This is a genomic window from Sphingobacteriales bacterium (genome assembly GCA_016706405.1).
Lineage (GTDB): Bacteria > Bacteroidota > Bacteroidia > Chitinophagales > UBA2359 > BJ6.
Genome location: JADJJT010000001.1, coordinates 173,257 through 188,861, shown reverse-complemented (window position 1 = coordinate 188,861; position 15,605 = coordinate 173,257). Strand labels below are relative to the sequence as shown.

Below are 15,605 nucleotides of genomic sequence, written 5' to 3'. Positions count from 1 at the left end.
ACAAAGACGCTGTATTTGTAAAAACATGCTTTATTTTGCCCATTGCTTACAAGTAAAATCAGTTTTTGCCGAATGATTTTTCCAGTTCAACGGCCTTTGGAAAAAGAATATTGTTCTCGAGGTGAATATGTAAATGCAAATCGTTTTCAAACTTATCGAGCATCCGGTATAACAAACTGTAACTTGCACAGGCATCTTCGGGCAGTTCGAAATCATTTGTGCAATGGCGCAATTCTTTTAAATCGTTTCCAACCGTTTCGTGTTCCATTTCCATCATATTAATTGGGTTTTGCACCGTTCCAAAGGGGCTTTGTTCAAAGTTTTGCACCTTATTTTTGGCTGCCACCAACTGTTTGATGTAGGGAAATAAAATCTGCTCTTCCTTGTGTAGGTGTGTTGTAAGTTCGGCGTTTACTGCCTCAACTAATTGATATACTTTTGCCAATTCGGGATGTCTTTGGCCATGAACACGAAAAACTTTGTTGGCATAGGCTCTGATATCGGGAAGATTTTTCCGGATATAAGCGTGGTGGGTATTAATAATATAGTCGGCCAAAAAATCAAGATTCCACTCATTGTAGGGCAGTGGGCGGAAGTCTTGCGCTCTATCGGCCTGCTGTAATTCCTGTTCAATTAAGGTAACATCTAAACCCTTTTCGTTGCAGGCTTCTTTCACTGTTTTTTTTCCACCGCAGCAAAAATCTAAGCCGTATTTTTTAAAAATTTGAGCTTTGCGCAAATCTTTGGCAGCCAATTGGCCAATTGTTTCATCGTTATCGTGGAGTTTGCGTTTGCCAATTTTTACTTTCCACCATTCTGGCCCTTGTTCAAGGTATTCCCAGGTAAAAATATTTCCGCGTTCGCCCAGCAATTGGTAATAGAGCGGTTTGGGGTCGTGGTCGTTATGGATGGTAAAATCTTCGCCCTCATTAAGTTTATCGAACCATGCAAAAATGGTTGGGTGCTTCATTCTTGGTTCTAATAAGGTTACGTTAAGTACGTTGTTGGCTACTGCTTCAATTGTGTCCATTGAATTTATTGTTTTGAAATGATAAATTTGTTGTACGGGCACAAAGATACGGCAATATTTAATAAAAGTAAACAAATACTTTTATTGGTTTGAAAATAAATTTTTCAAGCAGCGGTAATTTCTAAGGTTGTGTTTAAGAAATTACGGCTGTTGAAGCGGATGTTTGTTAGTAAAGCCGGTTTAAGCCGGAGGTGATTACAGTGAAATTATTATTCTCCGGAAGCAGCCCCGCGTTGTACGTTACCACATGGAATTCAGTTTGTTTCATTTGTTAATTATCGTTAAAAATATGCTGTTTTTGAAAAAAATAATCTTCTTATAGTTTTTTAACTAAAAGATTAGTTGAAAAACCAAAATCTCATCGTACCTTTGTGCTACGAAACCGAACCAAAGTATAATTAGTGCGGTTTTTATGCTATTAACAACAATTTTCAAAATCATTTTTTATTTTCTTTTTTTCAACCATGAAAAAATCATTTTTCAGCCTTTTAGTATTGGCCGTTGTTGCCATTTTTGCCGTTGCTTGTAACCAATCGGGTGCATCGAGCGGAGAAAAAACTGGCGATGCTGCTGCTACACAAAACACCACTACCCCCGGCGGCGAAACCGCTGCTACCCCCCCCGCTACCCCCGCCGAAGATGCTGTTGACCCCAATTTGCCTAAAACTACTATTGAGTTTGAAGGCGGTATGGAACACGACTGGGGCAATATTAAAGAAGGTGAAGTAGTAAACCACACCTTTAAATTTAAAAACACCGGTAAAGAACCCCTAATTATTAGCAGCGCTAAAGGCTCGTGCGGTTGCACCGTTCCTTCGTTCCCCAAAGAACCTATTGCCCCCGGCGCTACCAGCGAAATTAAAGTTGAGTTTAACTCGAAAGGCAAAAAGAACCAACAAACCAAAACCGTTACTATTAATGCCAACACCGACCCTAACCCAACCCGCTTAACCATCAAATCGAACGTTATTCCAGATCCTAACGCCCCTGCTGCCGCTGCTGCTCCTGCTGGTGGTGCTCCGCAAATTCAAGTTCAACCAGGTGGCAAAGCCCCTGCCGGTAAATAATTTATGCCAGCATTTTGATGCTCTTTTACCTGAACTACAAAACAATATTTATTATCCGGAAACATCCGGAATTTAAATAGCGAAAAAAATAAAAGCCGAAGATGATAAATTTCATCTTCGGCTTTTATTTTTTAGTTTAGATTTAAATAAAACATCTTAACGGGTTGCTCCTCTAAGAAGCTCAAAAAAATGCTTTAATTTTGCTGGCACTTTCTTACAACTCATCTAAAGTCCTTAATTCGGTTAGTTGCAACTACCTGTTCCAAGTTTATGCAGTCTCATAATTTTTGTGCTGGGCCGGCAGCCCTTCCGCCCCAGGTTTATGCACAAGCCGCAGCCGCAATTACCAATTTTAACAATACCGGTGTTAGCATTTTATCTATATCGCACCGAAGCGAAGCATTTAAAGCCATACTTTACGAAGCACTAAACACGGCACGAGAGTTATTGCAATTACCCAGCGCCGATTTTGAGCTACTGCTTTTGCCTGGCGGTGCAAGTCAGCAGTTTGCCATGGTTCCGTTAAATTTGCTGCACCCTCAAGGGCAGGCCGCTTATTTAGTATCGGGGCATTGGGCAAAATTGGCCGCCTTAGAAGCACAACGCATACGCCCCAACTGCCAAATAATTGATAGTGCCGAAGCACAACAATACCGATGCCTTCCCCAACTGCCGCAAAATTTTAACGACAAACAACAATACACCTACCTTCACCTAACTACCAATAATACCATTTATGGCACGCAGTGGGCAACCCTGCCCCTTGTAAACTGCCCAATTGTAGCCGATGCCTCGAGCGATTTATTGGCTGCACCCCTGCAAAATATAGAACGCTTAGGCTTTATATATGCCTGCGTGCAAAAAAATATTGGCGCTGCAGGTGTTACCTTAGTAGCTATCCGGAAAGAATTTTTGCAGCAAAGTCAAAAATCCGGAACGCAAACTAACCAACAACTACCTAATATCTTCAACTATCAAGCACATATAAAAGCCAAATCTTTATACAGCACCCCTCCCGTTTTTTCGGTGTATTGCACGTATTTAATGTTGCAATGGGTTAAACAACAAGGCTTAGAGCAACTTGCCCGGCAAAATCAGCTAAAAGCTCAAACTTTTTATACCGAGTTAGATGAAAACCCCTTGTTTGAAGGCCATGCCCACCCACAGCATCGCTCAAAAATGAACGCAGTTTTTACTTGTAAAAATCCGGATTTAATACCTGTTTTTGCCCAATTTGCCGCTCAAAATCAAATTACAGGTATTGACGGACACCGAACCATTGGTGGGTTTAGGATTTCGTTTTACAATGCCATACCTTTAAAAAGTGTGCAATACTTAACTGAAATAATGCAGGCATTTACCCAAAAGTACGGATAAAAAAAAGCTTATGACCTAATAGGTTGAAAAAAAATTAGCCAAAATTTGCCTGATAATCAAGCAGTTATAAAAAAAGATTTCAAAAAATGGCATTTCGCAGATACAAATCCGGATAAAAAGTTGTATCTTTGCTGCCCGAAATAAAAAAATAGATTTTCTTCCTCATTCCAATGGATACATTAAGTTATAAGACGAAATCAATTCGTACCGAAGACGTTAAAGCCAACTGGTGGATTATAGATGCCAACGGCATGGTAACAGGCCGTTTATGCAGCCAAATTGCTACTATTTTACGGGGCAAAAACAAGCCCTCGTTTACTCCCCACGTTGATTGCGGCGACCATGTAATTGTAATTAATGCCGAAAAAGTTCGCTTTACCGGCAGCAAACTACACGACAAAGAATATGTGTCGCACACGGGCTACCCCGGTGGGCAACGCTTTGCTACCCCAGCTCAAATGTTGCAACGCAAGCCCCATTTTGTTATTGAGCACGCCGTTAAAGGCATGTTGCCTAAAAATCGTTTAGGCCGCCGTATCATTAAAAAACTGTTTGTTTATGCCGGCGAGCAACACCCACACGCAGCCCAAAAACCTCAAATTTTTGAAATAAGTAAATAAATAATTATTGCACCTATTATATTATGGAACAATTTGTAGCCGTAGGTCGTCGTAAAGCTGCCATTGCCCGCGTATTTTTATCGCCAGGCTCGGGGAGTATTATTATTAACGACCGCACTTTTGAAGAGTTTATGCCCATTAACTACCTTCGCGAAAGCGTAATGCAGTCGTTACGCACTGTAGAGGGCGAAGGAAAATATGATGTTAAAGTAAATGTTAACGGCGGTGGTATTAAAGGCCAGGCCGAAGCCATTCGCTTAGGCATTGCCCGCGCTTTGGTAGCTATGGACAGCGAACTTAAACCCGCCCTGCGAAGCAAAGGTTTAATGACGCGCGACCCCCGTGAAGTGGAACGCAAAAAATCGGGCTTGCGCAAAGCACGTAAAAGAGAACAGTACAGTAAACGCTAATACAATACGCCAGACAAAAAGCATATTGTGCTGTGCCTTGTACTTTTTTACTATCCGGAGAATAAATATATCCCGAATAAAAACTGTAACACCGAAAGTGCAATCCAAGATGGATAAAACAACAATGAATTGAATATTATTATTGATTATCCGGAAAAATTGTATAGTACTTCAAAAAAAACAAAACCTCACAAACAGTTAATTAGTTAGCCTGTTTAATTAACCCCGCCCGTTGGCAAATTTCATTGCTTAGTATAATTTTTTATTATTAACCGTATTTGTAACACCATATATATCTGTCATTTCAGATTTATTATATAAAATAACATGGAAGGTTTACCTCAAGGCATACCACAACAAGAGTTGTTAGACGCTGGCGTTCATTTTGGCCATTTACGCAAAAAATGGAACCCTAAAATGCTGCCCTATATTTTTATGGAACGCAAAGGCATTCATATTATTGACCTTGCCAAAACAAACGAAGGTTTAGTGCGTGCCGCAGCAGCCCTTAAACAGTTAGCTCGCTCGGGACGGAGAATTATGTTTGTGGCGACAAAAAAACAAGCAAAAGATATAATTGCCGAAGCCGCAACCCGCATTAACATGCCCTTTGTTACCGACCGCTGGTTAGGAGGCATGTTAACAAATTTTTCGACCATACGCAAGTCTATTAAAAAAATGAACACAATAGACAAAGCCCTTGCCGAAGGTGCTGTGGGTTTGGTAAAAAAAGAACGTTTAATGCTTGAACGCGAACGCGAAAAGTTAAGCAAAGTTTTGGGCGGTATTGCCAACCTAAACCGCACTCCCTCGGCATTGTTTGTTGTTGATATATCGCACGAACATTTGGCCTTGGCCGAAGCCCACAAACTTAACCTCACTACGGTGGGTATTGTTGATACAAATGCCGACCCAACTTTGGTTGATTATGCCATACCCGCAAATGACGATGCTTCAAAATCAATTTCAATTATAACCAACTATATCATTGCTGCTATTGAGGAAGGCCTTAAAGAACGCGAACAAGACCAAATTGACAACCCTAATAACGAGGAAGTTGAAGCGGAATTTTCGGACGAACGCTTTTCGGAACGTGGTAAAGACGACGAAAAAGACGACCGCCGCAGAGGTGGCAACCGCAGACGTAGTGGCGGAGACAATAACAACAGCAACGACCGCCAAGGGGGGGGTAACCGTGGTGGCGGCAAAAGGCCCCCACGCGGTTAGTAGGCAGTAATGTTATAGTAACAACCATCTAATAATAAGGTACAGACGGAAACAAGCTATCAATTTGAATGCTAAAAAACAGTTTTATTTAATTAAGCAAAATAACCATAAACAAAGATAAATATAAATGGCTGAAGTTAAAATTACAGCTGCCTTAATCAACGAGTTGCGCCAAACCACCGGTGCAGGTATGATGGATTGCAAAAAAGCCCTTGAAGAAACGGCGGGCGATTTTGAGGCGGCAATTGAATATCTAAGAAAAAAAGGCCAGAAAGTGGCCGCAAAACGCGCCGACCGCGAAGCTAAAGAAGGCGCTGCAATTGCCCTTGCATCTGCTGACGGCAAACGGGGTATCGCCTTGGTTGTAACAAGCGAAACAGACTTTGTAGCTAAAAATGCCGACTTTGTGGCTTTTGCCAACCAAGTGGCTCAATTGGCTTTAGAAAAATACCCCGCTACCAAAGAAGAGCTATTAGCCACCTCGTTCGATGGCTCAATTAGCCTTGAAGAGCGCCTTGCCGCCGAAGTTGGCAAAATTGGCGAAAAAATAGAGGTATCAAAATACCAACGTTTAGAAGGCGAATTGGTAGTGCCTTACATTCATGCCGGAAACAAAATAGGCGTATTAGTTGCACTAAACAAACAAGGTAATGATGCATTTATAACCGCCGGTAAAGATATAGCAATGCAAACTGCCGCCATGAGCCCAGTAGCCTTAGATGAAAGTTTGGTTACACCAGAAACTATTGAAAAAGAACTGGAAATTTACCGCGACCAAGCCCGCCAAGAAGGTAAACCCGAAAACATGTTAGACAAAATTGCCCAAGGTAAATTACAACGGTTTTTTAAAGATAGCACCTTGCTTAACCAACAGTTTGTGAAAAACAATGAGCTAACAGTACGACAATATTTAAAAACCATAGACAAAGATTTAGCTGCTACTGGATTTTGCCGTGTAGCCATTGGCTCGTAATTAAAAAAATAATCCGAATGAAGGAAATGGAACCAACCCACCAAAACAAGTTGTTTTATTTCATTTCTGATTATTTATTGATATAGAAAAAGTTAAAAAGAGAACCTGCAAACAACGAAGCAGGTTCTCTTTTTTTTATATTTATTAAGTTTATTGGCCAAAGTCATCATTTTAATCATCCGGCATAATTTGCTTTTACTTTGTTCGGCGCAATATTAATATATAAAAAAATATACTATTTAATTGCCTAATTGGCCGTTTCTTTCTAACTTATAATTCATCATTAATCATTATACTGTTTTTTTACTATTTATGGACAGCACAAACTCCACATCGTTACCTAACATCACGCCATCCTTATATAAGCGCGTATTGTTAAAACTAAGCGGCGAAGCACTTATGGGTAGTCAGCAATTTGGTATTGACTCGGAGCGCATGTTAGAATACGCCGAGCAAATTAAAGAGGTGGTAAAATTTGACCAAATTCAGTTATCTATTGTTATTGGCGGTGGCAATATATTTAGAGGCATATCCGGAGAAAAAATGGGCATCGAAAGGGCTACCGGAGATTATATGGGTATGTTAGCCACAGTTATTAATGGATTAGCTTTGCAGGCAACTCTTGAAAAATTAGGATTATATACTCGTCTTGTATCGGCTATTGAAATGCAAAAAGTAGCCGAGCCGTACATACGCCGCCGGGTGGTGCGCCATCTCGAAAAAAACCGAGTTATTATTTTTGCCGCCGGTACCGGAAACCCCTTTTTTACAACCGATACCGCCGCTGCCCTCCGTGCCATCGAAATCAATGCCGATATAATTTTAAAAGCTACCCGCGTTGATGGCATTTATACCGCCGACCCCGAAAAATTTCCCGATGCAACGCGCTATACTAATATTAGTTTTCGTGAGGCACTAAATAAAGACTTAAAAGTAATGGATGCTGCCGCCTTTGCCCTTTGTCGAGAAAACAACGTACCGATTATAGTTTTCGACATGAACAAAAAAGGCAATTTAAGAAAAGTAATACAAGGCGAAAAAATAGGCACTTTAGTTAGCAAATAACCTTATTATAAGGCATAAACCTTATTGATTGAAGCGTAAAGTGTGGAACAAACTATCCAGAAAGAATTGCACACTTTTTAAGCAATAATTTCTATATTTGGTGTCAATTTATTTTTTATGCTTCACCTCGCCCTGTTTTATTTTAAAATATGCCGGCCTACCACAATTTAACCGACGATACAATAGCCGCCATAGCAACTCCCTCCGGAATAGGCGCTTTGGGCATTTTGCGAGTGTCGGGGGCTAAAGCCCTGCCTATTGCCGATGCCATTTTTAAACTGCCCAACTCCAAAAAAAACGTGGAACTATCGGCACTGCCTTCGCATACGGTACATTTTGGCTTGTTAATGAGTGCTAACGGGCAGATTTTAGACGAAGCACTTGCCACCATCTTTAAAGCACCCCATAGCTATACCGGCCACGATACCGTAGAGTTTAGCTGCCACGGCTCGCCCTACATTTTACGGCAAGCCTTAGCTGCCATACTGCAACAAGGTGCCCGCCTTGCCGAGCCGGGCGAGTTTACCCTGCGGGCTTTTATAAATGGCAAACGAAACCTTGCACAAGCCGAAGCCGTTGCCGACCTTATTGCCGCCGAGTCAGAAGGGGCACACGCCGTAGCCATGCAACAAATGCGCGGCGGGTTTGCCCTTCAACTGCAAGCTATGCGCCAAAGTTTAATACATTTTGCCAGCTTAATTGAACTTGAATTAGACTTTGCCGAAGAAGACGTAACCTTTGCCGACCGCACCCAACTAAAACAGTTAGTAACCGACTTGCAACAAAATATTGAAAACCTACGGAGTTCGTTTAGTTTGGGTAATGCTTTAAAAAATGGTGTCAATACCGTAATTGCCGGAAGGCCAAATGCCGGAAAATCAACCTTACTTAATGCCCTGCTTAACGAAGAACGTGCCCTTGTAAGCGATATTCCCGGAACTACCCGCGATACCATCGAAGAGGTACTGCACATTAATGGCGTTTCGTTTAGGCTAATAGATACTGCCGGAATTAGGCAAGCAACAGATGCCATTGAAGTAATGGGCGTGCAAAAAACCTACCAAAAAATTGAACAAGCTGCCGTTTTAATCTACCTTTTTGATGCCGTGCTAACTACACCCGCCCAAGTAAAAGACGATTTAATGCAATTACCTTTGCCGCAATCAGTATCGGGGCTAAAATGTTTGGTTGTTGCCAACAAATTAGATGCCTGGCAAAAGCAATACCCCCAAAACGCCGCCATTGACCCCTTAAAATACCTGCCGCAAACAAGCAATACGAACCTCAATGCCGAAAAAACAGTTGAGTACGTTTTTTTGCAAATATCGGCACTTAATCACCAAGGGCTTGGCCAACTACGGCAAACTTTATACAATCTTGTTTTAGAAAATCAATCCTTAAATAATGCCAGCCAAATGGTAATTAGCAACGCCCGCCACTACGAAGCACTTTTACGCGCCAGCCAAGCACTTAACGAAGTACAAAGCGGTATCAAGGCAAAACTCACCACCGATTTGTTAGCCCACCACCTTAGGGATGCACTTTATCATTTAGGAAGTATAACCGGCAGCGAAATTGTTCCGGATGATATTTTAGGCTCTATTTTTTCAAAATTTTGTATTGGCAAATAGAAAATTGCCTTTCTTTAGCTTAAATCATAGATTTATCTGCCCAGCTAAGGTTTAACCTGAATATTTTTCGTATCTTTCCGGAGTTTTTATGGAACTATTTGCAATATCCGGAAATTAATAGCGTATTTACGGAAAAAACTTCCGGATGTATTTTAAATTAAATCTAAAAAAATATGAGTCGTTTAACCCCCCTATCAAAACTTTTAATTTTTGTAGCTATTGTTGTTGGCCTGTTCTTTTTGGTGCGCAAATTCTTTCCAAATATCTTAAGTGGAGTCGGTGCCCCAAAAACCGAGCAAACTAACGGCAGTGGTGCAAACTCCACAACAGATGCAGGCTCGCCAACAGGCACGGGAAGCAGCACCACAACTACTACTACCAATAATACCACTACTACTGATGCAGGCGGCGGCAGCACAGCTGCGCAGCAACAGCAACGCGGTACACCATTTGCCTATACCCCCGCTGCACCATCGGGCGGGCGATTAAAGGGCGTTGTTGAGTTAGGCTCGACTGGCTTTAACTCGTTTATTATTAATGTTGATGCTCAAAAAAACTGGGAGCTTAAAAAATCGGAGTTTGGCGCCAGCTTAGTACACGAAAACATGGCAACTGACGAGGACATTAAGTCTGGATTAAGAAAATATATTTCAACAATGCTTGATTTTGGTGTAAGCGGCAAAGACATTCATTTTGTTGTAAGCTCGGGAGCTGCCAAAGCCGATGTTACGACAAAAATTACCAAAGTACTAAAAGGTATGGGCTATTTTGTAAACGAAGTTACCCCACAAAAAGAGGCTGAGTTGGCCTACAAAAGCGTTGTGCCCGCTACTTATGCCGCCAAATCATTTGCGGTTGATATTGGCTCGGCTAATACTAAAATTGCCTGGAGCGAGGGCGGCAAAATAAAAACAATTGAAGCGTCGGGGTCAAAATATTTTCAAAGTAATACCCCCGATGAAACGGTTTACAGTGAAGTAAAAAGTAAATCTATGGGAATACCTTCGGGGCAGCGCGCTACCTGTTTTATTATTGGCGGCGTGCCCTTTGACTTGGCCAAAAAAATTCGCAACGGCAAAGAACGTTATACCGTTTTAAACCTGCCCAATGCCTACACAAGCGAAACGGCAGCTAAAGTTAAGGCCGGCGTAAATATTTACAAAGCTATTGCCGATGCTACTAATTGCAAACAATTTGTTTTTGACTGGGATGCCAATTTTACCATTGGCTTTTTGCTTACCTTACCATAGGTTTTTAGAACATAATACTGTTAACCTATGATGCCTTTTTAATTATATCATCACTGTCATTTTTTTTATCCGGATGCGCCAAAATAAGCCCATCCGGATATTTTATGCCCGAAATTTATCAATTTTGCACCCGCAATGGTCAATATATCTGAATCGGGTTTAGTTGTAACTGTCATATCGCCCGTGTATAATGGTGCTAAAATGCTACCTCAATTAGTACGCGAAACTTTACACTACGCCACCCAAATTAACCCTTTAGTAGAGCTAATTTTAATAGATGACCATAGTCCCGACAACTCGTGGGCTGTAATTGAAGCGCTGTGCAAACAATATCCCGGAAAAGTGCGCGGCATTCGCTTAGCCCAAAATGTAGGCCAACATACCGCTATTTTAACAGGACTTACGCAGGCGCGTGGCCTTTGGGTTGCCCTTATTGATTGCGATTTACAAGACAATCCGGCTTATTTGCCCTTGCTGCACCAAACGGCTCAAAACACGGCATCTGATTGGGTTTGGGTAAGCCGGCAGCATCGGACAGTTAATAAATACAGGAAATTAGGGGGTCAAATTTTTTATTTTTTATTTGCCGCCTTAACACGTACAAATCAAAACCCCAACCTTGCAAATTTTGGTTGGTATAGCCAAAAAGTAATAAAAGATTTAATACAACAAACAACAGAATTACCGCCTGGGGCAAAATTTAATTTTAGAGCTGCGCTTTCTTTGTTGCAAGGTTATAAAAGCCATATTTTAGATTTAGAGCAAACGCCACGTATGGCCGGAAAAACAAATTACTCGGTATGGGGTTTATGGCAATTGGCCTGGCAAATGTTTGCTGCCTACGCGGGTAAGGCCTTAAAAGTTTGTTTGGTTATATGTTTTATCCTTTGTTTTATGGCGCTGTTTGTCGCTGTATTGATGGCTGTTTCAAGCGCAAGTATCACGGCAAGTTGGCAAATAGCAATTTTATTTTTTAGCGTGTTGTCGGTGTTTTTTTTGGTTTTGTTGCGCAGTTTAAATAAAATAAATAAGCGCGATAATTTTGTTCACAACCGGTTCGAAATTGCAACGGTTTGTGGTTAAACAAATAAATATCCGGCTAAATATCCGGCAATTAATTAGTTTGGTGTTTCATCTTGCCGCACTTGATTAACTTTTTCTGTCAGGCTGTCTAATAAAGCAGCGGCGCGCGGTTGATTGGCTGTTTTTGCTTTTTTATACCAGTTTATGGCTTCGTCAAATTGGGGTTCAACTCCAATTCCATACTCGTAAGCATACCCAATTTCGGTAAAAGCTGGTGCATAACCCGCCTCGGCTGCTTTTTTATACCAAGTAAACGATTCTTTGGCGTTGTAGGCAGCACCTTTGCCCCGCAAATATAGATGCCCTAAATTATATTGGGCAACTGCGTTGTGTTGTGTGGCTGCTTGCATGTACCAATTTAGTGCCAGTTGGTCGTTTTTTGCTACCCCCAAACCCATGTCGTATAAATAGGCTAAATTATTTTGTGCTTCGGCGTTGCCCGCCGCCGCCGCCTGATTGTACCATTTAAAAGCTTCGGTATAATTTTGCGTAATGCCAAGCCCATGGCTATAAAAATAGCCCAAGTTCATTTGAGCAGGCAAATAGCCCTGTTCAGCAGCTTTTAGATACCAGTCAAATGCGGTTTTTAAATTGGCATCAACGCCTATCCCTTTTTCGTAGGCGAAGCCCATTTTATTTTGTGCGGGTGCAAAACCTGCATTGGCAATTTGTGCAAATAAGGCCGTAATTTGGGCTTCGTTGTTGTTGGCATTTTGAGCTAAATGCTGTTGCATAAAATTGCTAAGTGCATTTGCCGCCCCCTCGTCTCCGGCTTTTAAGGCGGCTACTAACCAATAAATGGCTTCTTCGTTGCTTTTTTTACCCGCAATACCCATTCCTAAATAAGTACCTAAAGCCTGCATTGCGGGCGGGTAGCCAAGCTGCGCGGCTTTTGTAAACCAGTTTAATGCTTCGGTTTCGCTGGGGTTTACGGCGTAACCATCGTAATACAACCGACCTAATAAATACTGTGCTTGGGCGTAATTTTTACTTACTGCAATTTGTAAAGTTTGCAATGCTGCCTCTTGGTCAACGTAGCCATACCTGCCTCGCAAATACATTTCGGTCAGGAGTTTGGCTGCAATAGCCGAGGTGCCAACCTTTTCGCTCAATCCGGAAAAAGCTATAGCAAACAGGGCATCTGCTTGCACATGGTCTTCTTGAAAATGTATGCCGTCAGCCAACCATGTTCCTAATAAATAAGCTGCTTCGGGGTTGTTGGCTTGGGCTGCTTTTAACAAAAAAGGCAGGGCACTTGTTGTGTCGGCGGGAAGTTTGCCGTAACCATTGAGTAAAATATCGGCGCATAAATAGTTGGCATAACTGGTAAAAAATGGCGATTCGCGATGGTGATACATATAGGCCAAACTTTTGTCGAATTGATTGTTGAGGTATAATTGCTCTGCTTTGGCGAGGTCGGCAGCAATTTTTGCCGGACCATCTTCTATCCATGAAAAGCCTTGCCAAATAAAAGCCAAAACTACTAAAAACAAGCCAGTTCTAAGGCTAACCCGCTGCCACCACTGCGGAAAATACTGGCGGTACCAATGCGCCAACTGTTGCCAAGGCCAGTTGATGCGTTTATTTTTTACCGACCACCATGGCGTAAGATACCGAAATTGTAACAATGCCCAAGTATTGTTATTGGCTTTCTTATTTGAATAAAAACTTGTGTGGTAAGCCGCCGATGATGAAGGTGATGATGATGGAGAATTGCTATTTTCATGGTTCGTTTCATTATTGGTAGCTGCTGCATCCGGATTTTTACCTGCGGCGCTTGTAATTAACCAATTATGGTTGAAAAAATGGGTTGTTGAATTTGGTGCTCCTTCTGCCTCATCTGTCTTGTTTTTATTGGGAGCCAGCCATAAGATTAAATTTGCCCGCACTAATTGCGATAACTCCACCGGTAGCTGCGGTGCCAACGCCAAACGCCAAATTTCCGGAATATTGCCTTGCTGCAACCAGGGCAAACTAACCAAAGGCAGCAGGCTTTGCCAAATAGCCGCTTCGTCACTTTTTTTAATCTCAATATTATCATTGTTATCATGGTGCGTTGAAATTAAGTTTACCAAGGGCCTAAAATATTGCCAATTTAATTGAGGAAGTATTGCCAACGCACATAAAACGTCAAAAACAAAGGGCGGAAATTGCTGTTTTAACTGTTCTAAACTTTCTGCGTTTGGTTGTTGGTTTAGTATATAAGCTTGGTTGCTTGGCGTTAAAATGGCCTTAGGTACGGGCAGATGTGGCCATGCCAACGCGTTAGGGTGTACAGGTAAGGCAGGTAGTTGCCATTTGGCGGCGGTTTGCAAGGCTTGTTGCGTCCATATTGGGCTTAAAATGGCGGCTTGAGGCCAGTTTGCCAATAGTTCGGCCCATTGCACTATTGTGCTTACAGGCTCATTAAACAACAGACTTGCATTAGCTAACACTAAAATATGGTGGTGTGGGTAGCGGTAACAAAGCTCGGCCAGGGCAATAGTATTGGTTTGGTAATAATATTGGCTGGGTTTATTATTATTTGATGCGCTTTGCCCATATTGGCAAAATAGTGGGTTCTGGTAATTAAAAGTAAAGGTCTCAAAAAAAACCTGTTTTGCGTTTAATTGTTGCAACCACAGCCCAAACCAATGATGCAAATGGTCGTTGTTGTGGTTATTATTTGTATTGGGTTGTTGAGCTATTAAAATTAGGTACTCGGTTTGTCGGCTTCCTAATTTATAACGCAATTGCGGGTATCCTATATGGGTTATGGTGGCTGCAATACTCTGTTCAATGGCAAACTGATTGGAGGGGTGTTGTTGCCTTAAACGCATTTTTTGTGCGAGGGTAAAAAATGAAGGCCAACTATTTTGCAAAACTGCTGGCGGGTATTGTATGGGTTGTGCAGTAGTGGATTTGGTGTGGTTTGCTGCCTGCCCTTCTGTGGGCAAATGCCGTGTATGTGGTTTAATATTGATTAAAAGTTTGCGGTTTTTAAAATGATTGAACTCGCGCCGGATGAACCAAATCAATAATCCGGATAAAATTAGCCATTTTAAATAAGGAAAATATTTTTTTAACCTATGAAAAGTATTATTATCTAAATCGGCTAACTCGTTGTGTTGTACAAAATCGTCAGTATTAATGCCTTCAATATGAAACAATTTTTGTACGGTATTGGGGGGTGGTTCGAGGGTGGTTTTATTGGCGGTACTGCCTTTGGTTAAATTGAGTGGATTTTCGTTTGGATTTTCGGATGTGTTTTTAAAAAACAACCACCAAGCAAAAAAAAGCACGGCTATAAACAGGGCAGCAATGCCAAATCCGGATAAAAATTGCCGCCAGTTGGGTATCAACCTGCTTATTCTTTCAAACCAGTGCTTATTGGCATCTTGCTGTTTACTATTATTGCTACGATTATAGTTTAAATTGTTGTTTTGAGGAGCAGCAGGGGCGTTAGAGCTTACATGCAGGTTGTAGCTTTGAAGCTCTTCGTCGAAAATTTGGTAAAACCGAATTTGTTGTGCGGGATTGGTAGCCAAAATTGGCGACAACAGGTACTTTAACTGATAAGTGGTGGTGGGTTTATCGGCTAAGGCATTTAATAAATTATGAATGCGCAAATGCGTATCAACGCCAATAATAAACCCTTCGTTGTGTTGTGCCAGCCGGCTCAGTAATCGCTCGAAAAGTAGCAGGTATTGGGGCGGGTGCAATGGCGGCAACAAGGGGTTAGGTATATTGGCATTGGCCATAGCAATAATTTATGTTAGCTTGTATTGATACTGCAAAGATAACGCAGCATAGTACAACTATACTAAAGTGCTATGTTAAGTAAAGTTATGTTAACTGAAAAACTAAGCGAACGCTTTATTTGGTGGGTATTA

Annotated in this window: 12 protein-coding genes; 10 read left to right on the top strand and 2 right to left on the bottom strand. The window is 41.6% G+C overall.

Annotation, left to right across the window (positions count from 1 at the left end):
• Positions 1 to 58: 58 nt before the first annotated feature.
• Positions 59 to 1,030 carry an iron-sulfur cluster repair di-iron protein gene (gene ric / locus IPI59_00850; GenBank protein MBK7526120.1) on the bottom strand — a complete coding sequence of 324 codons (972 nt, stop codon included), beginning with the start codon at positions 1,028 to 1,030 and terminating at the stop codon, positions 59 to 61.
• Between the two features lie 464 nt (positions 1,031 to 1,494).
• On the opposite strand from ric, the gene IPI59_00845 reads away from it, so the two are divergent.
• The 10 genes from IPI59_00845 to IPI59_00800 all read left to right on the top strand — a co-directional run bounded on the left by IPI59_00845 (position 1,495) and on the right by IPI59_00800 (position 11,733).
• A complete protein-coding gene (locus IPI59_00845; protein ID MBK7526119.1) occupies positions 1,495 to 2,097 on the top strand; it encodes a DUF1573 domain-containing protein in 603 nt (200 codons plus the stop codon).
• 270 nt (positions 2,098 to 2,367) lie between these two features.
• Positions 2,368 to 3,474 carry a 3-phosphoserine/phosphohydroxythreonine transaminase gene (serC, locus tag IPI59_00840; protein ID MBK7526118.1) on the top strand — a complete coding sequence of 369 codons (1,107 nt, stop codon included), beginning with the start codon at positions 2,368 to 2,370 and terminating at the stop codon, positions 3,472 to 3,474.
• A gap of 170 nt (positions 3,475 to 3,644) precedes the next feature.
• Positions 3,645 to 4,094: a 50S ribosomal protein L13 gene (rplM, locus tag IPI59_00835; GenBank protein MBK7526117.1), complete on the top strand. Its 450-nt coding sequence runs from the start codon at positions 3,645 to 3,647 to the stop codon at positions 4,092 to 4,094.
• A 23-nt stretch (positions 4,095 to 4,117) separates the two neighbouring features.
• On the top strand, positions 4,118 to 4,504 hold the full coding sequence (rpsI, locus tag IPI59_00830) for a 30S ribosomal protein S9 (GenBank protein ID MBK7526116.1): 387 nt from the start codon (positions 4,118 to 4,120) through the stop codon (positions 4,502 to 4,504).
• Positions 4,505 to 4,831: 327 nt separating this feature from the next.
• Positions 4,832 to 5,731, top strand: a complete 900-nt coding sequence (rpsB, locus tag IPI59_00825; GenBank protein MBK7526115.1) for a 30S ribosomal protein S2 — start codon at positions 4,832 to 4,834, stop codon at positions 5,729 to 5,731.
• Between the two features lie 127 nt (positions 5,732 to 5,858).
• On the top strand, positions 5,859 to 6,704 hold the full coding sequence (locus IPI59_00820) for an elongation factor Ts (GenBank protein MBK7526114.1): 846 nt from the start codon (positions 5,859 to 5,861) through the stop codon (positions 6,702 to 6,704).
• A 345-nt stretch (positions 6,705 to 7,049) separates the two neighbouring features.
• On the top strand, positions 7,050 to 7,769 hold the full coding sequence (locus tag IPI59_00815; protein ID MBK7526113.1) for a UMP kinase: 720 nt from the start codon (positions 7,050 to 7,052) through the stop codon (positions 7,767 to 7,769).
• A gap of 149 nt (positions 7,770 to 7,918) precedes the next feature.
• The gene (gene mnmE, locus IPI59_00810; GenBank protein ID MBK7526112.1) at positions 7,919 to 9,400 is read left to right on the top strand and encodes a tRNA uridine-5-carboxymethylaminomethyl(34) synthesis GTPase MnmE; all 1,482 of its coding nucleotides are present in this window, start codon (positions 7,919 to 7,921) and stop codon (positions 9,398 to 9,400) included.
• A gap of 173 nt (positions 9,401 to 9,573) precedes the next feature.
• A complete protein-coding gene (locus tag IPI59_00805) occupies positions 9,574 to 10,650 on the top strand; it encodes a hypothetical protein (protein MBK7526111.1) in 1,077 nt (358 codons plus the stop codon).
• Positions 10,651 to 10,851: 201 nt separating this feature from the next.
• Positions 10,852 to 11,733, top strand: coding sequence for a glycosyltransferase (locus IPI59_00800; GenBank protein ID MBK7526110.1), 882 nt, complete (start codon positions 10,852 to 10,854; stop codon positions 11,731 to 11,733).
• A 35-nt stretch (positions 11,734 to 11,768) separates the two neighbouring features.
• Here the strand turns inward: IPI59_00800 and IPI59_00795 are convergent, their stop codons facing one another.
• Complete coding sequence (locus IPI59_00795; protein MBK7526109.1) at positions 11,769 to 15,473, bottom strand: sel1 repeat family protein; 3,705 nt, start codon at positions 15,471 to 15,473, stop codon at positions 11,769 to 11,771.
• Positions 15,474 to 15,605 lie beyond the last annotated feature (132 nt).